Raw genomic sequence first — 21,896 nt, 5'->3', positions numbered from 1 at the left:
GCTCAGCCGTGTGCCGGGTCTTGCCTGAAGAACCCGGCGAGGAGGCGATAGAGGCGCGGCTGCTCTGCGAGCAGCTCGCGAGGCGCGACGAAGAAGGCTTCGACGGCGACGGCGAAGAACTCTTCCGGGGCTTCCGCGCCGTAGGGATCGATGAGCGTCGCGACGCCCGCGTCGACCTGATCGCAGAACCAATTCCATTCTGCTTCCATCGTCGCGCCCCACTGCAGCCGCAGCGCGGGATCGTCGATGGTCGGTGCGCCGTCGGGTTCGCCGTCGCGCATGTCGAGCACGTGCGCGAACTCGTGGATCACGACGTTGTAGACGGAGTCGTGGCCCTCGACGCGCTCGGTGGCCTCAGGCGCGATCTCGCTCCAGGCGAGCATCAGCGGCCCGCCTTCCATGGCTTCGCCGGCGAGCGTCTCGTCGTACTCGTGGACGACGCCGTCCTCGTCCATGGTCTCGCGCGCCGCGATGACCTCGCCCTCGTGCATCACGATGCCGACGAAGCCGTCGTACCACTCAAGGCCCAGGCGCAGCACCGGCAGGCAGGCCTGCGCGGCCACCGCCACCGCGACCTGGTCGGTCACCTCGAAGCCGTTGACGCCGTGGAACTCCTTGGCCGCCAGGAAGAGCGAGCACAGCCGGCGCAGCTCGGTGCGATCCGCATCGCTGCGGCGGGCGATGAAGGGGTACTGCGTGAGCGTGAGTTCCCACAGCGGGTCGGGAATCGCGAACTGATCGAGCAGCTTGCGCTCGCGGCGATCGCGCCAGCGTTGGAGCAGGCCGCCAATCATGATGCGAGGGTGACCTCGATGGCCGATGTCATCGGGGCAATCCGGCGCAGGCCGTCGGCATCGAGGACGAAGACGTCGCCGCGGCCGCTGCCAGCGCTGCCATGGTCGTAGTCCCAATCGGACAGCACGGCGCGCGTGAGCCCGTTGCCGAGATCGTGCACCGCGGGCCGGTGCGTATGGCCGTGGATCAGCGTGTCGCAGCCCGAGGCGCGCAGCCACGCGCGCGCCGCGTCGTCATCGACATCCGCCCAGGTGGACGGATCGGACTGATGCATCCGGCTCCTCGCGCGCAGGTGGCGCGCCAACGCGCGCCGCGCGAAGAGCGGCATCGCGCGCAGCGCCGCCAGCACGTCGGGCCGGCGCACCACCGCGCGGGCCTTCAGATAACCGACGTCGCCCAGGCAGAGCTGATCGCCATGGCTCAGCAGCCACGAACGTCCGAACGCCTCCAGGCGTGTCGGATCGCCGAGCAGCCGCATGCCGGCATCCGCCGCCATCGCCTCGCCGAGCGCGAAGTCGCGGTTGCCATGCATGAAGAAGAGGGGTTTGCGCGAGGACACCTCGCGCAGCAGATCGAGCGCGAACTGCTCGAAGGTCCCGGCCTGCCAGCGCGCGTCGTCGCCGATCCAGGCCTCGAAGATGTCGCCGAGCAGGAAGACCGCGTCGGCCGGCGTTGCCGCCAGGTGCGCGCGGAACCGCGCCAGCGTCGCCGGCATGTCCGGCGACAGGTGCAGGTCGGAGAGCAGGTCGATCCGCCGCCAGCCGCCCGCCGCCCGCAGCGGTACCAGGGGCACCACCGCACGGGGCAGCGGCAAGGCGACGGACCCGGGACTCACTCGACCGCGACGGCGCGCTCGATGATCACCGGATCGACCGGCACATCGTCGTGAAAGCCCGAACGGCTGGTCTTGACCTTCTCGATCTTGTCCACGATGTCCTGGCCGCCGACGACCTTGCCGAACACCGCGTAGCCCCAGCCCGACGGGCTTTCGCTCTTGAAGTTCAGGAAGTCGTTGTCGACCGTGTTGATGAAGAACTGGGCGCTGGCCGAGTGCGGCGCGTTCGTGCGCGCCATCGCCAGCGTGTACTTGTCGTTCTTCAGGCCGTTGTTGGCCTCGTTCTGGATCGGGGCGTCGGTCGGCTTCTGCTTCATGCCTTCCTCGAAGCCGCCGCCCTGGGCCATGAAGCCCTTGATGACGCGGTGGAAGATCGTGCCGTCGTAGTGGCCCTTGGCCACGTAGGCCAGGAAGTTCTCGACGCTCTGGGGGCCTTCGCGTCATCCAGCTCCACGGTGATCAGACCATGGTTGGTGTGCAGTTCGACTTTCTTGCTCATGTCGTCAACTCCTTATTTCTCGACGGTGGCCTTGTTGATGAGGACGGGGGTGTTGGGCAGGTTCTGGAACGCCGGGTTCTTCGGCGACGGCGCGGTCGGCACCGCGCGGATCTTGTCGACGACGTCCATGCCCTCGGTGACATAACCGAACACGGCGTAGCCGCGGCCATCGGACGCGTAGCCCGGGTCCAGTCCCGGGTTGTCCACGGTGTTGATGAAGAACTGCGAGGTCGCCGAGTTCGGGTCGTTCGTGCGCGCCATCGCGATCGAGCCGCGGATGTTCATCAGGCCGTTGCCGGCCTCCAGCGGGATCGGCGCGCGCGTCGGGCGCTGCTTCAGGTCGGGCGTGTAGCCGCCGGTCTGGATCATGAAGTCGCCGATGACGCGATGGAAGATCACGCCGTTGTAGTGGCCGGCCTTCACGTAGGCGAGGAAGTTGGCGACCGACTTCGGCGCCTTCTCCGCGTCCAGCTTGATCGTGATGTCGCCGGCGGTGGTGCTCAGCTTGACGACCTGGGCCTGGGCGAACGAGGCCGCGAGGCCCAGCACGGCGGCGCCGGCGGCGAGCAGGAGTTTGGATGTCCGCATGGTCCTGATGTCTGTGTGGGGAACGGTGGAAGGGGCGGTGTTCGACGACGCGCCGTCGGCGCGCCGCCCGCGATCATCGCGCCTGGACGCCCTTGGCGTTGTTGAACGCTGTGACGCGTTGCAACTTGACCTTCAGCGCGGTGTCGTCGCCGAGCGCCTGCTTCAGTGCGCGTTCGTAGGACTGCTGGGCCAGGCGCATCAGCACGTCGCCCATGTTCTCCTGCGCCTGCGCGTGGTCGGGCTGCAGGTCCAGGGCGCGGGTCAGCGCCTGGCGGGCCGCCTCGTACTCGCCGCGCGCGGCGTGGATGACGGCCAGGTTGTTGTACGGATCGGCGAGGTCGGGGAAGTCCTCGGTCAGGCCGGTGAAGAGCGCGCGGGCGCGCTCGAGCTGCTGCTGCTCGAGCAGCATCGTGCCCAGCGCGAAGCGCAGGCGCGGGTCGTCGGGCGTGGCTTTCAGGCCGGTCTCGGCGGTCTGGATCGCCTGGTCGCGTTTGCCGGCGGCCCACAGGGCCTGCGCGTCGTCGAGCGTCGCGGCATGCGTCAGGGTCGCGCCGGTCAGCGCCAGGGCGACGCAGCAGAAGCGGATCAGGGCGGGAAGTCTTGACGGAAGTCTTGGCATGGGGTCGGGCCGCTATACTGCCGGGCATTCTAGAGCGAGCTTTCGTCTCCCGCTCGCCTCCCGGCCGGCTCTCCGGCCCACCCGCACCGCACCGTCCGAACTGTCGATTGCGCCGCCCCTCGCGACCCGTCGCCAGCGCGGCGCGAGCCCCGTATGTCTTCCTTGCGCATCTACAACACGCTGGACCGCCAGCTCCAGGACTTCCAACCGATCGAGCCGGGCAAGGTCCGCATGTACGTCTGCGGCATCACGGTCTACGACCTGTGCCACATGGGCCATGCGCGCATGAACATCGCGTTCGACGTCGTCTACCGGTGGCTACAGGCCAGCGGGTTCGACGTCACGTACGTGCGCAACATCACCGACATCGACGACAAGATCATCCGTCGCGCGCTCGAACGCGGCATCACGATCGGCCAGCTCACCAGCGACACCATCGCCGCGATGCATCGCGACTTCGACGCGCTGGGCATCGCCAAGCCGACGCATGAGCCGCGCGCCACCGAGTACGTCCCGCAGATGCTGGACATCATCGGCAGGCTCGAGACCAAGGGCCTGGCCTACCAGGCCGACGGCGGCGGCGACGTGAACTACGCGGTGCGCAAGTTCGACGGCTACGGCAAGCTCAGCGGCAAGTCGCCGGACCAGCTGCGCGCCGGCGAACGCGTCGCGGTCGACGACGGCAAGCGCGATCCGCTGGACTTCGTGCTGTGGAAGTCGGCCAAGGCCGACGAACCCGTCGAGGCCAAGTGGGCCAGCCCCTGGGGCGAAGGCCGCCCGGGCTGGCACATCGAGTGCTCGGCCATGAGCTGCGCGCTGCTGGGCGAGCGCTTCGACATCCACGGCGGCGGCATGGACCTGCAGTTCCCGCACCACGAGAACGAGATCGCACAGAGCGAAGGCGCCTTCGGCCACTTCGTCAATTACTGGCTGCACAACGGCTTCCTGAACATCGACGGCGAGAAGATGTCCAAGAGCCTGGGCAACTTCTTCACCATCCAGGAAGTGCTGGAGAAGTTCGACGGCGAGTCGATCCGCTTCTTCATGTTGCGCACGCAGTACCGTAGCCCGTTCAACTTCAGCGATGTCAGCCTGGACGATGCGCGCACCGCGCTGCGCCGGCTGTACACGGCGCTGGACGCGGTCGCGCCGGCGGACGTGACCATCGATTGGACGCAAGGTCCGGCGGTGGCGTTCAAGGCCGCGATGGACGACGACTTCAATACGCCGGCGCGTTGGCCGTGCTGTTCGAACTGGCCAATCAGGTCAACCGCGACCGGTCCGCGCAGGACGCCGGTCTGCTGAAGGCGCTGGGCGGCGTGCTGGGCGTGCTGCAGCAGGCGCCGAAGACCTTCCTGCAAGCCGGCGCGGGCCTGGACGAGGCCGCGATCGACGCGCAGATCGCCGCGCGCGCCGCCGCCAAGGCCGGCCGCGATTTCGCCGAGGCCGACCGCATCCGCAAGGCGCTCGCCGAACAAGGCATCGAGCTGAAGGATTCCCCACCGGCACGACCTGGGTTCGCGCATCGAAGGTTGGAGAGCAGGCCTGATGGCGCGTGTGGCGACCGCCGGGGTGACCCCGGACTATTGGGACGAAGCCTGCAGACATCTGGTCAAGCGTGACCGGGTGATGAAGAAGCTGATCCCGCAATTCGGCGAGGCGCGGCTGCAGAGCCGCGGCGACGCGTTCACGACGCTGGCGCGTTCCATCGTCGGCCAGCAGATCTCGGTGAAGGCGGCGCAGAGCGTGTGGGACAAGTTCGCCGAGCTGACCTCGGGACCGTCCAACCGCATCAAGCCGACCGAGGTGCTGAGCCTCGACAAGACCGCGCTGCGCGCTGTCGGGCTGTCGGTGCGCAAGGTCGAGTACCTCAGCGACCTGGCCCAGCATTTCGAAACCGGTCAGGTCCATGTGCGTCAATGGGCGCAGATGGAAGACGAAGCCATCATCGACGAGCTGGTCGCGATCCGCGGCATCGGTCGCTGGACGGCGGAGATGTTCCTGATCTTCCACCTGATGCGGCCGAACGTGCTGCCGCTGGACGATCTGGGACTGCTGAAAGGCATCAGCCAGCATTACTTCAGCGACGAACCCGTGTCGCGCGCGGAGGCCCGAGAGCTGGGCGAGGGCTGGGCCCCGTATCGCTCGGTGGCCACATGGTACATTTGGCGGAGCCTCGATCCGCTACCCGTGGATTACTGAGAATGAGCAAGAAACACTTCCTCGAATTCGAGCAGCCGATCGCCGAGCTGAAACCAAGATCGACGAGCTCCGCTACGTGCAGAGCGAGTCCGCGGTGGACATCTCGGAAGAGATCGACCGCCTCGGCAAGAAGAGCCTGCAGCTCACGAAGGACATCTATTCGAATGTCCTGCCGTGGCAGGTCTATCAGGTCGCGCGCCATCCGCAACGTCCGCAGACGCTGGACTACTGCGCGGAGGTCTTCACCGAGTTCGAAGAGCTGCATGGCGACCGCCACTTCGCGGATGACGCCGCGATCGTCGGCGGTCTCGCGCGCTTCAACGGCCAGGCCTGCATGGTCATCGGCCATCAGCGCGGTTCCGACGCGAAGGAGCGCACGCTGCGCAACTTCGGCATGCCGCGCCCCGAGGGTTACCGCAAGGCCTTGCGCCTGCTGAAGCTGGCCGAGAAGTTCGGTCTGCCGGTGTTCACGTTCATCGACACGATGGGCGCGTACCCGGGCATCGGCGCGGAAGAGCGCAGCCAGTCCGAAGCGATCGGCCGCAACATCTTCGAGATGGCGCAACTGGAAGTGCCCATCATCGCGACCGTGATCGGCGAGGGCGGCTCCGGCGGCGCGCTGGCGATCGGCGTGGCCGACCAGGTGCTGATGCTGCAGTTCTCGGCCTATTCGGTGATCTCGCCGGAAGGTTGCGCGTCGATCCTGTGGAAGACGGCGGCGCGGGCCCCCGAGGCCGCCGAGGCGTTGGGCATCACCGCGCACCGCCTGAAGGCGCTGGGCCTGATCGACAAGATCGTCAGCGAGCCGGTCGGTGGCGCGCATCGCGATCCGAAGCAGATGGCGTCCAACCTGAAGCGCGCGCTCGGCGATGCGCTCCGCCAGGTCTCCGACCTGAAGACCAAGGAACTGCTGGACCGCCGCTACGAGCGTCTGCAGGCCTATGGTCGATTCGGCGACACCAAGAGCCGCTGATCTGCGCTCCGACGCCGGCGTCGACGCCGGTGCTGCTACCGGCGACCAGCCCGGTGCTCAAGCCGGCTCCGACGACGCCTCCCGCCGCGTGATTGCGGTCGCCACCAGCGGGCGGCCGCGATTCGACGGCGCTCCTCCACGCCACCGCTGTTGCCGCCCGTCCGCTCGGGCTGCACGTGGTGGCGTTGCACATCCATCATGGGTTGAGCGATCACGCCGACGCGTGGCTGACGCATCTGCAGGCGCAGATCGAGGGCTGGGCGGCTGAAGGCCTGCCCGTGTCGCTCGTGCATGAGCGGTTGGACGGCGCGCCCGGACCCGGCGACAGCATCGAGGCCTGGGCTCGTGCCGGCAGACATCAGGCGTTGCAACGCCTGACCCTCGCGGCCGGCGCCGATCTGTTGCTGCTGGCTCATCACCGGCGCGATCAGGCGGAGACCTTCCTGCTGCAGGCCATGCGCGGCGCCGGCGTGGCCGGACTGTCCGCCATGCCGCGCACGCAGTGGCGCGATGGCGTCTGCTGGGCTCGCCCGTGGCTGGATCGTCGGCGCGAATCCATCGAGGCCTATGTCGCCGAACATGGCTTGCGCTTCATCGAAGACGACAGCAACGGCGACGCGCGTTTCGCCCGCAACCGGCTTCGCCTGCAGGCATGGCCCGCGCTGACTGCGGAGGCTCCCGGCGCGGAAGCCGCGCTGGCGCAGGCCGCCGCATGGGCGCGGAAGCGGCGGAACTCCAGCGCGAGATCGCCGAGGAGGACCTGGCCCGCTGGTCCGATGACGACGGCTTGTCGCAGGCCATGCTGGGCACGCTCAGTCCGGCGCGCGCGTCCAACGCATTGCGCGCCTGGCTGCATCGCGCGACAGGACGGACAGCACCCGCGACCCTGATTCGTCGTCTGATGGCGGAGGCACCGGCCGCGACCGTGGCGCGCTGGCCCTTGGGCGACGCCGAGCTGCATCTCTATCGCGGCAGGTTCTTCGTGCAAGCGCCACCGCGGGTGCGAAGTCCCGCTCGAGCGGAGACATTGCCCGCATCGCTGCTGGGACTCGGGGTCACCGCCGCCGTGGCCGACACGACGATGCGCATCGACCTCACCCGCCCCGGGCGCCACCCGGTGGCGGCATGGGGCGGCGCATTCGATGTCGAACCCGTGACCACGGGGGGTGTTTCGCTTTCTGCGCTCAGCAATGTCGAGTTGCGCCCGCGCGAAGGCGGCGAGCAGTTCCAGGCGCATGCCAAGGGCCTGGCCCGCTCGCTCAGGAAGTGCTGGCAGACCGCCGGAATCCCCGCTGTCCAGAGGGAAGGCCCGCTGATCTACGTCGATGGCGCGTTGCTCTTCGCGCCCGGTCTGGGCATCGACGCGCGCTGGATCGCGCCGGCCGATGAAGCACAAATGGCACTGCGCTGGGTGCCCGAGGCATGCGGATCCCGCATGGACAGCGACGTTGCGGGCAAGGGCGGGTCTTAGAATCGCCGATCCACCCGCAGCAGGCCTCTGACACTCCCATGGCATTGATCGTTCACAAGTACGGCGGCACCTCGATGGGGTCGACCGACCGCATCCGCAACGTGGCCAAGCGCGTCGCCAAATGGGCGCGGGCGGGTCACCAGATGGTGGTGGTCCCCTCGGCGATGAGCGGCGAGACCAACCGCCTGCTCGGCCTGGCCAAGGAACTGTCGCCGGGCAGCTCGTCGCCGTCGCTGATGCGCGAACTCGACATGATCGCCTCGACCGGCGAGCAGGTCTCCGTCGGCCTGCTGGCGATCGCGCTGCAGGCCGAGGGCATGGACGCCGTCAGCTACACCGGCTGGCAGGTCGGCGTGTCGACCGACAACTCCTACACCAAGGCCCGCATCGAGAGCATCGACGACGCCAAGGTCAAGGCCGACCTCGACGCCGGCCGCGTGGTCGTCATCACCGGCTTCCAGGGCGTGGACGAGGACCGCAACATCACGACGCTGGGCCGCGGCGGCTCGGACACGTCGGCGGTGGCGATCGCCGCGGCGATCAAGGCCGACGAGTGCCTGATCTACACCGACGTCGACGGCGTCTACACGACCGATCCGCGCGTCGTCCCGGAAGCGCGCCGCATGAGCACCATCAGCTTCGAGGAGATGCTGGAGATGGCCTCGCTCGGCTCCAAGGTGCTGCAGATCCGCTCGGTGGAATTCGCCGGCAAGTACCGCGTCCCGATGCGCGTGCTGAGCAGCTTCACGCCCTGGGACATCGACATCGACGAAGAAGCCAAGTCCGGCACCCTGATCACTTTTGAAGAGGACGAACAAATGGAACAAGCCGTCGTCTCCGGCATTGCATTCAACCGCGACGAGGCCAAGGTGACGCTGCTGGGCGTGCCGGACAAGCCCGGCATCGCGTTCCAGATCCTGGGCCCGGTGGCCGACGCCAACATCGACGTCGACGTGATCATCCAGAACGTGTCGCAGGACGGGAAGACCGACTTCTCGTTCACCGTGCACCGCAACGACTACCAGCGCGCGATGGAGCTGCTGGAGAAGGTCGTTGGACCGGCGGTGCAGGCCGCCAAGGTGACCGGCGACCAGCGCATCTGCAAGGTGTCGATCGTGGGCATCGGCATGCGCTCGCACGTGGGCGTGGCGTCGAAGATGTTCCGCTCGCTGTCGGAAGAGGGCATCAACATCCAGATGATCACGACCAGCGAGATCAAGACCTCCGTCGTCATCGACGAGAAGTACATGGAGCTGGCTGTGCGCGCCTTGCATCGCGCGTTCGATCTGGATCAGGACATCGAGGCCTGATGAAGGAATGACGCCTGCGTTTCACTTGAGCGCGCGAGAAGCCATGCTATAGTCGCTGCTTCTCCGGTTGGAGACGTGACCGAGTGGCCGAAGGTGCTCCCCTGCTAAGGGAGTATGTGGGCAAAACCTGCATCGAGGGTTCGAATCCCTCCGTCTCCGCCAACCAGATGTGAAACCCCCGCAGCGCAAGTTGCGGGGGTTTTTCGATTCTGGGGCGACTGAATGCATTCCAGACTACTGCAGTGGGTCAGGAAAACTTTCAGCGGTCTTCGGGCGATGTGTCCTAAAGTCATCGCATGTACACGCCCAAGCATTTCGACCTGCCGGACCTGTCGCATGCCCGGCTGATGATCCAGGAGCATCCGCTGTCCACGCTGATGCTGATCGATCCGACGCACGGCCTGTCGGCGACGCCGGTGCCGATGATCTGGGGTGCGCCGACCGATCCCGCCGATGGCGAAGGCTGGTGGCTCGAAGGCCACCTGGCGCGCGCGAACCCGCATGTGGCCGCGCTGAAGTCGCCGGAGCTGGGCGAAGTGCTCGTGCAGTTCAACGGTCCCGGCGCCTACATCTCGCCGAGCCACTACGACACGCCGCTGTCGGTGCCGACGTGGAACTACCTGACCCTGCAGGTCCATGGCCGCGTGCAGATCATCGACGAGGAGCACGCGAAGGACGCGCTGCTCAAGCGCCTGATCGCGACGCAGGAACCCGACTACGCCGCGCAATGGCGCGGTCTGCCGGAAGACTTCCAACGCAAGATGCTGGGCGCGATCGTCGGTTTCCGCGTGCCGGTCGAGCGCTGGACGATGAAGGCCAAGATCAGCCAGAACCGCAGCGCCGCCGAGCGCGAGCGCATCCTGGCGCATCAGGAGCATCACGGCTCGCTGGAGGAGCAGATCCTGGCAAGATGGGTGCGCGAACTCGCGCCGCGTTGACGCCCGGCGGCAGACGCCGGAGTGCCTGGCCGTCATCGAATCCTCAGCGTGCTGTCACGATTGAATCCGGATACTTTCGTGATGCTTCATTTCGCTCGACTCATTGCGGCGGCGCTGTTCTTGATGGCGCTCATGCCGGCGCCATCGCAGGCCAGCCAACTCTCCCGGTCGATCGTCTGCACCGCGATCGACATGACCCAGGCGAGCGATCCTGTGAAGAAAGCGGTGGTCGGACGATCGTGCGTCTACGATGGCTCGCCCGATGCGCTCGAGTTCTACCATTTCGCAGCCCGGCGAGAGGGTCAGGTCTGCATCACTCGCGTGATCATGGCCATGCGTGACGCGAAGACGGGCCATTGGACTGACCACGACCGGATGTCGGTCGATTACATGGCCGTCGCCGGCGACGGCTGCCCCGAGCCGGGCAGCGACGCTTACGTGTCGGCAATGGGCCTGACGCCCGCGGAGTTTGCGGTGGTGTATCCCAAAGCGGCGGCGATGCTGAACGAGAAGGTCCTGGGGAAGGATCTCTTCTTCTGCCGGGGGCAACCCAAAACGCCGTCGACGATCGGCGACCTCTCGAAGATTCCCGCGATGCTCGGAAGTCCGACCCACTTCGGCGTGCACGTGCGATCGAGCTGCGTCGACAACCAGTCCATCGGCGCGCTGACCTTCGAGGGCGAGATCGACCGCCTGAAGTTTCTCGGCTACCAGCCGTACTTCTGAACGATGACGGTTCGGACGGTTCTGGGAGTCGACGGTCGGCTGGCATTGGGCCGATCGATGGCGGCGGGATTTCCTCGCTTCGCAGACGAGACCTGTAGAGCGCTCGATCGCCTCGGCTTGCAGTCGCACCGCCTGCTGCCCTTCCACCTAGCCACATCGGACGGGGACCCGCAAGCCGACATCGACCTCGCCATCGACGCCGCCTTCCGCCGCGAGGCTTTCGGCTGGATCGGCATCTACAACCCGACGACGGGTGAGGGAGCCACCTCGGCAGTCCGCTGATCGATGCGGTCCGGAACGGCGCCACGAGCCTGCTGATCGACGGCAAGGAGCGCATCCTTGCCGCCCCCTGCGTGATCTCGGGCAGCGTGCCGATCGGTCCCGCGGAGCAACGCTGGCGCTCGACGCATTCCTGGGACGACTACCGGGAACGCGTGATGAAGCCGCAGCGCCTGCGGATGGCCGCCTCCTTTGTCGCGACGGCCTTGCCGAATCTCCTTCCGCCTCCGCTCGAGACGGCGGTTCAAGGCCGCGGCATGTTGAAGCTGGTGGGCGAGTTGGCCGCCGCGGTGATGCCGGAGATGTCCGCCCGAATGACGCCTCGCTGGGATGCGAAAGAGCGTCTGGTGTCGCTCTCGATCCCGTTGGACACGGGTGTGCTGTGCATGCTGGTGCAACCGAAGCTCCTGTTCGAGGAGCAGTGGACGCTGAACGTCAAGATCCTGATCGGCACCGGTCGTGCGGTCGAGAGCGAGGCGCTCTTCCGTATCGTGGCCGACGCCTACGAGATCTTCGAACTGCGCCTGGAACACGGCGTCGGCCTGTACCGGCAAGGGCTGGGCCGCGACGCGTTCATCGAGGCGCTGAGCTACTACATGACCGTGCTGGAAGTGTGCGGCGTGGCGTGCGTGAGCCTGGCGCAGCCGTTGGCTGAAATCCTCACGGAGTCGCCAACGTCGAGCTAGTCAAGAATTGGTTCGAGTCGCTTCTGTCCAGCCACCTTTCTGGACTGGCAATCGTTCTCGGGGTCAGGTCTTGCCAATTTGCGCCCGGTCTGCCATCTAGGACTTCCCCGAACACGCCCAGCAACTTTGGGTCAGTGATCTTCGAGACGCGTCCTCCTAACGTTGCGCTCTGCAACAACGCAAGGAGATGGTGACGTGACAGAGGAAGAAAACAAGGATTGGGCGCGGCGAGAGGCATGGAGATTTCTCTTGCGCTTTGCCGGGAGCTTCTTCGTCGCGTTCATGCTGAAGCTCGCAGGGGTTCGGTGAAAGGATTCCGAACTATGTGGTCACGATGGGCGCGGTCTTTTGCGTCATTCCGCTCTTTGACTTGTTGTATCGCGTGTGGCGGCATTGCCGTCATGAGGCTCATCGGCCATCCGGCTCGAAGGGCGATCAAATCAATGGAGAGAATGATGTTTGAAGTGCTGACTGAAGAAGAGATTGACTGTGTGTCCGGTGGCATGGGCAATGGCGGTGGCGGCCCGATGAAGGTGTCTCCGCTGGACAAGGGGTCCGGTCACAGTTCATGTACCGACGGCGTTTTCAGCGGAATGATCGGAGGCTTGGTGGCCGGTCTTTCGATGGCAAACCCGCTCATCTTTGCGGGGACCTTCGGGGGGCTCACGCTTGCCGGGGCCGTGGGCGGCGGCTGCTTCCGCAGGCAGCCCGCCATGATCCTTGCTCATTGATCCGTCAACCGCTGCCGTGAACTGAAACAACGGTGGCCAAAAACGAAGGCCCGCTGCAAGCGGGCCTTCTCTTTGTTGGGCGAGGCGGCGTTGGAGCCGCCCTCGATCACATGCTCACATAGTTCGGCCCGCCGCCGCCTTCCGGCGTGACCCAGACGATGTTCTGCGTCGGGTCCTTGATGTCGCAGGTCTTGCAGTGCACGCAGTTCTGCGCGTTGATCTGCAGCCGCTCGACGTTGTCATCCGTCTTCACGAACTCGTAGACGCCGGCCGGGCAGTAGCGGGCCTCGGGGCCGGCGTACTTCGCCAGGTTGACCTGCACGGGAATGCTGTTGTCCTTCAGCGTCAGGTGGGCCGGCTGGTTCTCTTCATGGTTCGTGTTGGACACGAACACCGACGACAACCGGTCGAAGGTCAGCTTGCCGTCCGGCTTCGGGTACTCGATCTTCGGCATCTCCGACGCGGGGCGCAGGAAGACGTGATCGGGCTTGTCGCGATGCAGCGTCCACGGCGGGCTCTTGATGCCCAGCTTGGGCAGCAGCCACTGCTCGATGCCCGTCATCAGCGCGCCGACGGTCGTGCCCTTCTTGAACCAGGTCTTGAAGTTGCGCGATTGATCCAGCTCCTCGCGCAGCCAGCTCTTCTCGAAGGCCGCCGGGTAGGCGCTCAGCTCGTCGAACGAGCGGCCCGCGGCCAGCGCCTCGGCGATGGCGTCGGCGCACATCATCCCGGACTTGATCGCGGCATGGCTGCCCTTGATGCGCGCGGCGTTCAGGTAGCCGGCGTCGTCGCCGACCAGCGCGCCGCCCGGGAAGACCTGCTTGGGCAGGCTCAACAGGCCGCCGGCGGTGATCGCGCGCGCGCCGTAACCCAGGCGCTTGCCGCCTTCGATGTGCTTGCGGATCGCGGGGTGCGTCTTCCAGCGCTGCATCTCCTCGAAGGGCGACAGCCACGGGTTCTGGTAGTCGAGGCCGACCACGAAGCCCAGCGTCACCTTGTTGCCCTCGAGGTGGTACAGGAAGCCGCCGCCGTAGGTCGAGTTGTCCATCGGCCAGCCGGCCGTGTGCACCACCAGGCCGGGCTGCGCCTTGTCGGCCGGCACTTCCCACAGCTCCTTGATGCCGATGCCGTAGGTCTGCGGATCCTTGCCCGCGTCGAGCTGGAACTTCGCGATCAGCTGCTTGCCCAGGTGGCCGCGCGCGCCTTCCGCGAAGACCGTGTACTTGCCGTGCAGCTCCATGCCGAGCTGGAAGCCTTCATGCGGCTCGCCGTCCTTGCCGAGGCCGACGTTGCCCGTCGCGACGCCCTTGACCCGGCCCTGCTCGTCGTAGACGACCTCGGCGGCGGCGAAGCCGGCGAAGATCTCCACGCCCAGCGCCTCGGCCTGCTGCGCCAGCCACTTCGTGACGTTGCCCAGCGAGATGACGTAGTTGCCGTGGTTGTGGAAGCAGCGGGGGATCAGCGCCTGCGGCGTGTCGGTGTGGCCGGACTCGCTCAGGAACAGCACCTGGTCGCCGGTGACCGGCTGGTCCAGCGGCGCGCCGAGTTCCTTCCAGTTGGGGAACAGCTCGGTGATCGCGCGCGGGTCCATGACCGCGCCCGACAGGATGTGCGCGCCGGCCTCCGAGCCCTTCTCGAGCACCACCACCGAGATCTCCTGGCCCTTCTCCGCGGCGATCTGCTTGAGCCGGATCGCCGTCGCCAGGCCGGCGGGACCGCCGCCGACGACGACCACGTCGTATTCCATGCTGTCGCGCGGACCGTACTGGGCGATGAGTTCTTCGGAGGTCATGGTCATCCTTGCTCGTTCTAGTCGGAGTCCTGGCCGTGCACGCGCGGATCGGCGGGGGCCGGCTCGCTGTCTGGCTGGGCGGTTTGCGGCGCATTCTAGCCGCGTGAAGGGAAAAAAGAACGGTCGTGCTTTTTATGAAGTAGAGAGGGGTGTCGATAGCGCGACCTGCATGCGGGCCGACCCGAATGGGGCTCCTGTGCCAGGGGCACGCGCCGTACCATGGCTGCGAAGCGATTCATCTTCCAAGCCTTCGAACCGAGGACCCTCATGAGCATTCACGTTCAACGCGACAAGACCGGCCCGATGCGCCAGACGGTGAGCATCCGCAAGCACGTGCTGACGGCGGACCAGCCGGTCGAAGGTGGCGGCGAGGACGCCGGCCCCGATGCGCACGAGCTCTACGACGCCGCGCTGGCTTCGTGCAAGGCGCTGACGGTGCTCTGGTACGCGCGGCGCAAAGGCATGGCGCTGGAGGACGTGCTGGTGGACGTGGAGAGCGACCGCTCGCAGGAGCGGCAAGGGCTCTACAAGCTGAAGGCGTCGCTGACCTTCGTGGGCACCCTGAGTGACGAGGAACGCCAGCAGCTGCTGGCGGTGGCGGACAAGTGTCCCGGTGCACAAGCTGATGACGCAGGTGAAGACGGAGATCGAAACCGTGATGGCCGGTTGATGGCCTGCTGAGGCCCGGGATCATCATCGGGGCGGGTCTTGCGTGCTATCGTGATCGGCACCTGTCCGGTCACACGAGAAGTTTTTGCGAGAGACCTTGCCATGAGCTACAGCATCGATCTGGAGGGCCGCGTGGCCCTCGTCACGGGCGCGTCCAGCGGATTGGGCGCGCAGTTCGCCAGGACCCTGGCGAAGTCGGGCGCCTGCGTGGTGCTGGCCGCCAGACGCGTGGACCGCCTGAAGGACCTGCGCGCGGAGATCGAGGCCGGCGGCGGCGACGCGCACGTGGTGCAGATGGACGTCACCGACCTGGAGAGCATCGCCGCGGCGGTGGCGCGGGCGGAGACGGAAGTCGGCACGCTGGACATCCTGATCAACAACTCCGGCGTGAGCACGACGCAGCGGCTGGTCGACGTGTCGCCGGAGGACTTCGACTTCGTGATGGACACGAACGTGCGCGGCGCGTTCTTCGTCGCGCAGGAAGTGGGCAAGCGCATGCTGGCGCGGGCGCGCGGCGCCGCGCCGGGCACCTACACGGGCGGGCGCATCGTCAACATCGCGTCGATGGCGGGGCTGCGCGTGCTGTCGCAGATCGGCGTCTATGCGATGAGCAAGGCGGCGGTCATCCACATGACCAAGGCGATGGCGCTGGAGTGGGGCAAGTTCGACATCAACGTCAACGCCATCTGCCCCGGCTACATCGACACGGAGATCAACCATCACCACTGGCAGACCGACCAGGGCCGCAAGCTGGTGGAGCTGCTGCCGCGCAAGCGCGTGGGCACGCCGCAGGACCTGGACACGACGCTGCTGATGCTGTGCGCGAAGGAAAGCCGCTTCATCAACGGCGCGGTCATCCAGGCGGACGACGGATTCGGAGTTTGAGGAAAGAAACGAGTCGATGGCTGTGAGAGAACTGAGCGCGCTGGAAGCGCGCGTGCTGGCGGTGCTGGTGGAGAAGGAATCCACGGTGCCGGACAGCTACCCGATGTCGCTGAACAGCCTGACCTTGGGCGTGAACCAGAAGACCGCGCGCGATCCGGTGATGAACGCGAGCGAGTCCGACGTGGCCGCGGTGCTGGACGAGTTGAAGGCGATGAGCCTGGTCAACACGGTGAGCGGCAGCCGCGTGGCGCGTTTCGAGCACAACATGAAGCGCGTGCTGGGTGTACCGGGGCAGGCGGAGGCGCTGCTGACGGTGCTGATCCTGCGCGGCCCGCAGACCTCGGCGGAACTGCGGCTGAACTGCGAGCGCCTGCACCGCTTCGCGGACGTGTCGTCGGTGGAGGGATTCCTCGAGGAACTCGCGGCGCGCGAGCCCGCGCTGGCGGTGAAGCTGGCGAAGGCGCCCGGCGCGCGAGAGGCGCGATGGGCGCATCTGCTGAGCGGCGAGCCGGCGGTTCCCGTGTACGTGGCGTCGGCGGCGTCGTCGAGCGCGAGTTCTTCCTCCAACAGCGCGCGCGACGAAGAGATCGCGGCGCTGCGCGCGGAGGTCGATCAGCTGAAGGCGATCGTCGCCCGTATCCAATCGGAACTCGGCATTTCCGATTGACCCGATTCCCCGCGGAGTCACCTCACCGTTCTTCCTCTGCCTCCGCGAGGCCGCTGGCCCTCACCCCCGCCCTCTCCCGCAAGCGGGAGAGGGAGTGAGAGTGCACTGAGCTGACCGCCTGATGGCGCCACCCTTCTTGCTCCCTCTACCGCTTGCGGGAGAGGGTGGGGGTGAGGGCCAGCGGCGGTGGCAGTGCTTCAGCCTTCAGTTCCTTCCCGCCATCACCCCGCCATCCACATCCCACACCGCGCCGGTGACCCAGCCGGCCTTGTCCGACAGCAGGAAGGCGACGGTCTCGGCCACATCCTGCGGCGTGCCGATGCGCCCGATCGGATGGAAGCCGTTGAAGCCCTGCAGCGCGCCGTGGACCTCATCCTTCGGGATAAATCCTTCATAGATCGGCGTCTGCACGACGGCCGGGGACACCGCGTTCACGCGGATGCCCTTGGGCGCCAGCTCCATCGCGAGGTGCTGCGTGAGCGCATGCAGTCCCGCCTTGGCCATCGAGTACGCCGACGACGGCGTCGCCGCGATGGCCTGTTTCGCCCACATCGAGCCGATGTTGACAATCGCCCCCCGGACGCTCCGCGGCGACGAGGTTGGCGGCGACCTTCTGCGTGATGAAGAAGACGGCCTTGTTCAGCGCCATGTACGGGTCGTAGTCCGTCTCGCCGTGCTCGAGGAAGGGCTTCGGGAAGAAGACCCCGGCCGCATTGACGAGCAGGTCGACATCGCGGTGCTGCGCATCGATGGCCGCGATCAACGCCGCATGGCCTTCGTCGCTGGTGAGGTCCGCCGTCACTGCAGAGACCGGTCCCGTCGCCGCCAGCGCCTGACGCGCCGCTTCAGTCTTGTCCTCCCGATGCCCCACGATCACGGCGCTGCCGCCGCCCGCGAGGACGAGGCGTGCTGTCTCCAGTCCCATGCCGCTGGTGCCGCCGACGACCAGCAGCTTCCTGCCCTTGAATGATTGGCTCATGCGAAGTCTCTCCAACCGCGCGATGGCGGTAGCGTGTGAACGAATCGGACGGGGAAGAAAAACTTGCCCGGCCGCGCATGAATGGAATTCTTTGATGAGCGAGCGAAGCAGACAAACCAGATAATGTGTTCCTGATTGATAGAAAAACTTCTTCGTCATGAAGTCTCTCGCCCACCTGAACGCCCTGCGAGCCTTCGAGGCCAGCGCGCGACATCAGAGCTTCTCTGCCGCCGCCGAAGAGCTCCACGTCACGCCGGCGGCCGTGGGTCAACTGGTGCGGACGTTGGAGGACTGGCTCGGTACGCCGCTGTTCGTGCGCGGCAGCGCGGGCCGTGCCCGTCTTGTCCCGACCGAGACGGCGGAGCGCGCGCTCCCCGACATCCGCATCGGCCTGGACCGATTGGCCTCGGGCCTGGCACGGCTCAAGGAAGACACGACGGGCGGCGTACTGACCGTGACGGTCAGTCCGGCTTTCGCGTCGAAGTGGTTGCTGCCACGCATCGATCGCTTCCAGACCGCATGGCCGGACCTGGACGTGCGCCTCGACACCAGCCTCAAGCCGGTGGACTTCGCGGTGCAGCGGATCGATGTCGGCGTGCGCTACGGCAAGGGCGTCTGGCCAGGGCTTTCGGCGGAGCACCTGATGGATGAGGACGTGTTCCCCGTGTGTTCACCGGCGTTGCCGCGCGAGCGAGGCCGGCTCCGGAAGCCGGCCGACCTCGCGCGCGAGACCTTGATCCACGACTTGTCGATGGACGCCGATGCCGGCTTCCCCTCATGGGCGAACTGGCTGCGCACGGCGGGTGCAACCGAGGTGCCCGCGAAGCGCGGCATGAAGATCAACAGCTCCGCGGCGGTGCTGCAGGCCGCGATCGATGGACACGGCGTGGCGCTCGCGCGTAGCGTGATGGCGCGCGATGACATCGATGCCGGACGCCTGGTGCGGCTGTTCCCGGAGATCGCTGTCGAGTCGGAGCTCGCCTACTTCGTGGTCTATCGCCCCGAGTGCGCGGCGCTGCCAAAGGTGGCGGCGTTCAAGGCCTGGTTGACGGGGGAGGTAGGGCCGTGACGGTCAACTTCTATCTCCTGTATGCGAAGTAGCGAAGCCGCTGAGGCTTCACTGCAGAGACGTTGAAGATTTCGATGTACGTCGGGTATCTCGGTCGCTTTCGGCTCACCATGATGTCATCCCAGGCACCATGGTCCAACTTGGTCTTTGATCCTCCGCGCAGGATTTCGCTGAGGGCGGTCGCCCCATTCTTGGTGGGCTCCCAGTTGATGCAATTGAGCGGGCGCTGACGATCAAACTTTCCATAGAATGGCGACGACTTGTCGAGGACTACGAAAAGGCCCACGACGCCGAACTCGCGAAGCGCGAGCAGACGCGCGATATCCCTTCCGTACCCGTGCTTCTGCGCAGCTGTGTGAGATGGATCTGCTTTGATTTCCACAGCCGCAAGAACAGAAGCTAAGAGGGATCGATACACAACATCCCCAGGTCCGTTCGCGCATCTGAACAACTGCACTCCGTGTCTTTTGTATAGCAAGAGGTCGGTTCGATCATGACTTGGGCCCTCTTCCAAGCCTGCTGCAGTTGGCTCGGACAATTGTTCGAACGAGTCGGCAAGAGCGTCGTAATTGGAGCTTTCGGAGCCGCTAGCACGTTGAATCTTTGCCTCAAGCCTGATGCGATCCGTATTGACGATTCTGAAGTCGCCACTTCTTTCGTCCCTGTCGGCCCATCCTCCTTGGTCGACTACCGCGGCATCTACGGAGCTGTTTGATCCAAGGCACTGATCGGCAAGGCGTTTCAGGGCTGCCTGAACGCCTACCTCGCGCAGGACGCCGAATGGCCGTCTCCTATGCTCTCTTGCAAACATGATGATCGCGCGACGCAGCGCGTCAAGATCAGCACGAACATCAGACTGTTCCGAGTCGTGATCCATCGGCAAGGGGGCAAAGGCTTTGTCGAACATTGTTAAAACTCGCAGCAGCTAGCGATGCAATCCGGCCCTGCCGCCGATATGAACCTGAGGTACAAGAACGGATTGCAACTTTGACCGCGGTGTCGCAGATGGCAGCCCAGGGCGAGATCGAGCACCTATTGAACAAGGCTCTCGAGTTTAATGAGACTACAGATGAGTTCGATGCATGGAGCAACGAAGTAATCGGTAGCTTCATTGTGAAACCGCGTGAGCGGCTGAGCAGCTTTCTCCAGGAAAGAGTCAGACATAACACGTCAGACGTGCCTGTGTTTTGTCTGACGCCGCGAATGAGTCTTGCTGGCGAGCTGATGGCGTTGTCGAAGCATTCCTGGAATGGGGTGGGCGGCGCTGAAAATCCAGACAGAGGTCTCCTCTGTGCGGCTCTAGCCAGCGTGGAGTATGTCCGAGCACAACTCCAGCTAGTGCTCTGGTTTGGCGCCAGGCTCGACATCTATAGGAAACACAGACCAGAAGCCGCCCAGCGCTTTGTCGACGAGGTCCTCTCCATTGATTGGCACAGCAGCGAGGCGGTCCTATGCCGAGGCTTTCGCCCCCTCTCCATCATCGGCGCATCCGAGTCTTCAGCCGACGATCTGTACAACTGGCTCGGAGGTGTTTCCAGGCCTGTTCTAGATGCAGCAGAACTACACAGTGTTTTCCCTGGCGCGGCTCTGGATCAACCGACGGTCTCCGAATTGATGTGTGGCGCAGCTTTGCATGCGTTGGATCTCGCCATTGCGATGGCCGATCCCATGCGAGCGATGGGGCTCCTGGCTCTGGCCGCAAATGCGATGTGGCAGGCAGGCTTTCAGTCCGGCTGGGACGGGCTTGAGGAAACGCGTAGGGACGATGCGAAACACGCGGGAAAGCGTGGAGGAACCTTACGTCACCAAGCGAGTCGTGAACTTAAGTCTTGGGCAGTTGCGGAGGCACGGTCGCTGCGCGGATCGGACATTGAAAATGCGCGTCAACTGGCGCGCAACTTGCCCGAGCGATTCCACAACGTCTCCGCAGATCCCGAGCGCTTGATCTACGAGGCGCTGCGCTCGCTGCGAAGTGTGTCCCGGCAAGGCGGGTAGCCGTAACGGCAAGGAGGCTCATCGCAGCGGGAACGGGGCAAGCCGGGATCGGAACGTCCAATCTGCATGCAAGCTTGGGGCGACTGCAACCTCACAACAGTCATGCCTTCAATGCCAATCCCTTCAGGAGAGGATCTCTCAAGTTATCTCGCTGCGATAGAGGCGCACCCATTCGCATCTTTGCTTCTTGCGGTCTTGATCATCGCAGCCCTGTTCAGGTCGCACCTCATCGTCAAGAGGCCTCGCTCGCTGCGCCGTCGGAAGCAGACTGGGCGAGTGCTGAAGTCACTGGGTCACGATTGACCAGGACCTCACGCCGAGACGAAGTGTGCTCGGGTGCGTCGATCGATCGTGTCTGGCGTGCACGTACTAATGCTGCGTCATTCCCCTCGCCACGTCGGCTTCCTCCGCTCGGTGAACGCCCCCACGCCTTCACGGAAGTCCGCGCTGCCGTAGCACTGCCGGACCAGGTCGTCGACGTCGGGCAGATTGCTCGACCTGAGCCGGCGCAGGATTTCCTTGCTGACCGCCTGCGTCACCGGTGCCAACTGGCTCAAGCGCTCGCAGAGCGCGTCTCGCGTCGAGTCGAGTTGATCAGCGGCGCAGACCGCGTGCAGGTAGTCGCACGCCAGCGCTTCATCCGCCAGCAACGACTCCGCCAGCAGCAGCATGCGCCGCACGCGCTGCTGTCCCCACGCCGCCTGCAGCCGCGCGATGTTGGCCGCGGACAGCGTGTTGCCCAAGGTCCGTGCGATGGGCACCGCGAACTTCGCATCCGTCGTCGCGATACGGAAATCGCAAGCCGTCGCGATCGCCAGTCCGCCGCCCACGGCCCAGCCTTCGATCACCGCCACGGTCGGCATCGGCAGTTGCTCGACGAGCTGGACGCCGTGGTCGATGCGCTGCTCGTAGGCGACGCCGTCATCGCCGCCATCGGCCCCATGTCGGAACGCGAGGAACTGCGCGATGTCGGTGCCGGCGACGAACGCCTGTCCGCCTGCACCGCGAAAGACCGCGACGCGGATCTCGCGATCACGCGAGAGCGACTCGCAATGCGCCGCGAGCTGCCCGTACATCTCCCAGGTCATCGCGTTGCGGGCCTCGGGCCGGTCGAAGGTGATCGTCGCGATCGCGCCATCGCCGACTCAGGCGCACGCAGCCCGCGCTCGTGCCCTGGTTCGTGGCCTC

At 65.8% G+C, this 21,896-nt stretch carries 20 protein-coding genes, 1 tRNA gene and 5 pseudogenes; 17 read left to right on the top strand and 9 right to left on the bottom strand.

Annotation, left to right across the window (positions count from 1 at the left end):
• Positions 1-2 precede the first annotated feature (2 nt).
• The 5 genes and pseudogenes from ACFJIX_RS29470 to ACFJIX_RS29450 all read right to left on the bottom strand — a co-directional run bounded on the left by ACFJIX_RS29470 (position 3) and on the right by ACFJIX_RS29450 (position 3,336).
• Positions 3-794, bottom strand: a complete 792-nt coding sequence (locus ACFJIX_RS29470; protein ID WP_377156420.1) for a zinc-dependent peptidase — start codon at positions 792-794, stop codon at positions 3-5.
• Complete coding sequence (locus tag ACFJIX_RS29465) at positions 791-1,609, bottom strand: UDP-2,3-diacylglucosamine diphosphatase (protein WP_377156417.1); 819 nt, start codon at positions 1,607-1,609, stop codon at positions 791-793. Before ACFJIX_RS29465 ends, ACFJIX_RS29470 begins: the two co-directional genes overlap by 4 nt.
• A gap of 17 nt (positions 1,610-1,626) precedes the next feature.
• Positions 1,627-2,129: pseudogene (locus ACFJIX_RS29460) on the bottom strand (peptidylprolyl isomerase).
• A 12-nt stretch (positions 2,130-2,141) separates the two neighbouring features.
• Positions 2,142-2,717, bottom strand: coding sequence for a peptidylprolyl isomerase (locus ACFJIX_RS29455; RefSeq protein ID WP_377156415.1), 576 nt, complete (start codon positions 2,715-2,717; stop codon positions 2,142-2,144).
• Between the two features lie 73 nt (positions 2,718-2,790).
• Complete coding sequence (locus ACFJIX_RS29450) at positions 2,791-3,336, bottom strand: tetratricopeptide repeat protein (protein ID WP_377156414.1); 546 nt, start codon at positions 3,334-3,336, stop codon at positions 2,791-2,793.
• Between the two features lie 153 nt (positions 3,337-3,489).
• Between ACFJIX_RS29450 and cysS the strand changes: the two are divergent.
• The 12 genes and pseudogenes from cysS to ACFJIX_RS29390 all read left to right on the top strand — a co-directional run bounded on the left by cysS (position 3,490) and on the right by ACFJIX_RS29390 (position 12,652).
• A pseudogene (gene cysS / locus ACFJIX_RS29445) lies at positions 3,490-4,885 on the top strand (cysteine--tRNA ligase).
• A complete protein-coding gene (locus tag ACFJIX_RS29440) occupies positions 4,885-5,538 on the top strand; it encodes a DNA-3-methyladenine glycosylase family protein (protein ID WP_377156412.1) in 654 nt (217 codons plus the stop codon). Before cysS ends, ACFJIX_RS29440 begins: the two are co-directional and overlap by 1 nt.
• A gap of 2 nt (positions 5,539-5,540) precedes the next feature.
• A pseudogene (locus ACFJIX_RS29435) lies at positions 5,541-6,511 on the top strand (acetyl-CoA carboxylase carboxyltransferase subunit alpha).
• Positions 6,512-6,603: 92 nt separating this feature from the next.
• A pseudogene (gene tilS / locus ACFJIX_RS29430) lies at positions 6,604-7,110 on the top strand (tRNA lysidine(34) synthetase TilS); the annotation flags it as partial.
• A gap of 113 nt (positions 7,111-7,223) precedes the next feature.
• Positions 7,224-7,982, top strand: coding sequence for a TilS substrate C-terminal domain-containing protein (locus ACFJIX_RS29425; protein WP_377156410.1), 759 nt, complete (start codon positions 7,224-7,226; stop codon positions 7,980-7,982).
• A gap of 38 nt (positions 7,983-8,020) precedes the next feature.
• Entirely contained in the window at positions 8,021-9,292 is a 1,272-nt protein-coding gene (locus tag ACFJIX_RS29420; RefSeq protein ID WP_067269429.1) for an aspartate kinase, read from the top strand.
• A gap of 69 nt (positions 9,293-9,361) precedes the next feature.
• Positions 9,362-9,454 (top strand) — tRNA-Ser (locus ACFJIX_RS29415).
• A 134-nt stretch (positions 9,455-9,588) separates the two neighbouring features.
• On the top strand, positions 9,589-10,230 hold the full coding sequence (locus ACFJIX_RS29410; protein WP_377156408.1) for an FMN-binding negative transcriptional regulator: 642 nt from the start codon (positions 9,589-9,591) through the stop codon (positions 10,228-10,230).
• Between the two features lie 48 nt (positions 10,231-10,278).
• Complete coding sequence (locus ACFJIX_RS29405; protein WP_377156406.1) at positions 10,279-10,956, top strand: hypothetical protein; 678 nt, start codon at positions 10,279-10,281, stop codon at positions 10,954-10,956.
• A gap of 3 nt (positions 10,957-10,959) precedes the next feature.
• Positions 10,960-11,238, top strand: a complete 279-nt coding sequence (locus ACFJIX_RS29400) for a hypothetical protein (protein ID WP_377156404.1) — start codon at positions 10,960-10,962, stop codon at positions 11,236-11,238.
• 71 nt (positions 11,239-11,309) lie between these two features.
• Complete coding sequence (locus tag ACFJIX_RS29395) at positions 11,310-11,921, top strand: hypothetical protein (protein ID WP_377156402.1); 612 nt, start codon at positions 11,310-11,312, stop codon at positions 11,919-11,921.
• 455 nt (positions 11,922-12,376) lie between these two features.
• Positions 12,377-12,652: a hypothetical protein gene (locus tag ACFJIX_RS29390; RefSeq protein ID WP_377156400.1), complete on the top strand. Its 276-nt coding sequence runs from the start codon at positions 12,377-12,379 to the stop codon at positions 12,650-12,652.
• A 106-nt stretch (positions 12,653-12,758) separates the two neighbouring features.
• Here ACFJIX_RS29390 and ACFJIX_RS29385 read toward each other — a convergent pair whose 3' ends face one another.
• Entirely contained in the window at positions 12,759-14,444 is a 1,686-nt protein-coding gene (locus ACFJIX_RS29385; RefSeq protein WP_377162045.1) for an electron transfer flavoprotein-ubiquinone oxidoreductase, read from the bottom strand.
• Positions 14,445-14,711: 267 nt separating this feature from the next.
• Here ACFJIX_RS29385 and ACFJIX_RS29380 point away from each other — a divergent pair, with 267 nt between their 5' ends.
• The 3 genes from ACFJIX_RS29380 to ACFJIX_RS29370 all read left to right on the top strand — a co-directional run bounded on the left by ACFJIX_RS29380 (position 14,712) and on the right by ACFJIX_RS29370 (position 16,665).
• Positions 14,712-15,125, top strand: coding sequence for an OsmC family protein (locus ACFJIX_RS29380; RefSeq protein WP_377156398.1), 414 nt, complete (start codon positions 14,712-14,714; stop codon positions 15,123-15,125).
• Between the two features lie 90 nt (positions 15,126-15,215).
• Positions 15,216-15,998 (top strand): SDR family oxidoreductase, encoded by a 783-nt coding sequence (locus ACFJIX_RS29375; RefSeq protein WP_297525207.1) that lies wholly within the window; start codon positions 15,216-15,218, stop codon positions 15,996-15,998.
• Positions 15,999-16,014: 16 nt separating this feature from the next.
• Positions 16,015-16,665 (top strand): YceH family protein, encoded by a 651-nt coding sequence (locus tag ACFJIX_RS29370; RefSeq protein WP_377156396.1) that lies wholly within the window; start codon positions 16,015-16,017, stop codon positions 16,663-16,665.
• A 204-nt stretch (positions 16,666-16,869) separates the two neighbouring features.
• Here the strand turns inward: ACFJIX_RS29370 and ACFJIX_RS29365 are convergent.
• Positions 16,870-17,644, bottom strand: a pseudogene (locus tag ACFJIX_RS29365) (SDR family NAD(P)-dependent oxidoreductase).
• Positions 17,645-17,801: 157 nt separating this feature from the next.
• Here ACFJIX_RS29365 and gcvA point away from each other — a divergent pair.
• Entirely contained in the window at positions 17,802-18,713 is a 912-nt protein-coding gene (gcvA, locus tag ACFJIX_RS29360; protein WP_377156394.1) for a transcriptional regulator GcvA, read from the top strand.
• A 10-nt stretch (positions 18,714-18,723) separates the two neighbouring features.
• Here gcvA and ACFJIX_RS29355 read toward each other — a convergent pair whose 3' ends face one another.
• Positions 18,724-19,620: a hypothetical protein gene (locus tag ACFJIX_RS29355; RefSeq protein WP_377156392.1), complete on the bottom strand. Its 897-nt coding sequence runs from the start codon at positions 19,618-19,620 to the stop codon at positions 18,724-18,726.
• 80 nt (positions 19,621-19,700) lie between these two features.
• Here ACFJIX_RS29355 and ACFJIX_RS29350 point away from each other — a divergent pair, with 80 nt between their 5' ends.
• Complete coding sequence (locus ACFJIX_RS29350; RefSeq protein WP_377156390.1) at positions 19,701-20,708, top strand: hypothetical protein; 1,008 nt, start codon at positions 19,701-19,703, stop codon at positions 20,706-20,708.
• Positions 20,709-21,088: 380 nt separating this feature from the next.
• On the opposite strand, the gene ACFJIX_RS29345 is transcribed toward ACFJIX_RS29350, so the two are convergent.
• Complete coding sequence (locus ACFJIX_RS29345) at positions 21,089-21,838, bottom strand: enoyl-CoA hydratase/isomerase family protein (protein ID WP_377162043.1); 750 nt, start codon at positions 21,836-21,838, stop codon at positions 21,089-21,091.
• Positions 21,839-21,896 lie beyond the last annotated feature (58 nt).

Origin of the sequence: Roseateles sp. UC29_93 (assembly GCF_042695725.1) — a bacterium.
In the GTDB taxonomy this organism is placed as follows: domain Bacteria; phylum Pseudomonadota; class Gammaproteobacteria; order Burkholderiales; family Burkholderiaceae_C; genus Roseateles; species Roseateles noduli_A.
Note: the sequence above shows the minus strand (reverse complement) of the source record. Positions and strands in the feature narration are given on the sequence as shown.

Excerpts from the sequence above, each read along its gene's own strand:
- ACFJIX_RS29420 (WP_067269429.1), top strand. The coding sequence starts at position 8,021 with ATGGCATTGATCGTTCACAAGTACGGCGGCACCTCGATGGGGTCGACC.
- ACFJIX_RS29400 (WP_377156404.1), top strand. The coding sequence starts at position 10,960 with ATGACGGTTCGGACGGTTCTGGGAGTCGACGGTCGGCTGGCATTGGGC.
- ACFJIX_RS29355 (WP_377156392.1), bottom strand. The coding sequence starts at position 19,620 with ATGTTCGACAAAGCCTTTGCCCCCTTGCCGATGGATCACGACTCGGAA.
- ACFJIX_RS29370 (WP_377156396.1), top strand. The coding sequence starts at position 16,015 with ATGGCTGTGAGAGAACTGAGCGCGCTGGAAGCGCGCGTGCTGGCGGTG.
- ACFJIX_RS29410 (WP_377156408.1), top strand. The coding sequence starts at position 9,589 with ATGTACACGCCCAAGCATTTCGACCTGCCGGACCTGTCGCATGCCCGG.
- gcvA (WP_377156394.1), top strand. The coding sequence starts at position 17,802 with ATGAAGTCTCTCGCCCACCTGAACGCCCTGCGAGCCTTCGAGGCCAGC.
- ACFJIX_RS29455 (WP_377156415.1), bottom strand. The coding sequence starts at position 2,717 with ATGCGGACATCCAAACTCCTGCTCGCCGCCGGCGCCGCCGTGCTGGGC.
- ACFJIX_RS29385 (WP_377162045.1), bottom strand. The coding sequence starts at position 14,444 with ATGACCTCCGAAGAACTCATCGCCCAGTACGGTCCGCGCGACAGCATG.
- ACFJIX_RS29450 (WP_377156414.1), bottom strand. The coding sequence starts at position 3,336 with ATGCCAAGACTTCCGTCAAGACTTCCCGCCCTGATCCGCTTCTGCTGC.
- ACFJIX_RS29440 (WP_377156412.1), top strand. The coding sequence starts at position 4,885 with ATGGCGCGTGTGGCGACCGCCGGGGTGACCCCGGACTATTGGGACGAA.
- ACFJIX_RS29425 (WP_377156410.1), top strand. The coding sequence starts at position 7,224 with ATGGGCGCGGAAGCGGCGGAACTCCAGCGCGAGATCGCCGAGGAGGAC.
- ACFJIX_RS29380 (WP_377156398.1), top strand. The coding sequence starts at position 14,712 with ATGAGCATTCACGTTCAACGCGACAAGACCGGCCCGATGCGCCAGACG.
- ACFJIX_RS29375 (WP_297525207.1), top strand. The coding sequence starts at position 15,216 with ATGAGCTACAGCATCGATCTGGAGGGCCGCGTGGCCCTCGTCACGGGC.
- ACFJIX_RS29390 (WP_377156400.1), top strand. The coding sequence starts at position 12,377 with ATGTTTGAAGTGCTGACTGAAGAAGAGATTGACTGTGTGTCCGGTGGC.
- ACFJIX_RS29470 (WP_377156420.1), bottom strand. The coding sequence starts at position 794 with ATGATTGGCGGCCTGCTCCAACGCTGGCGCGATCGCCGCGAGCGCAAG.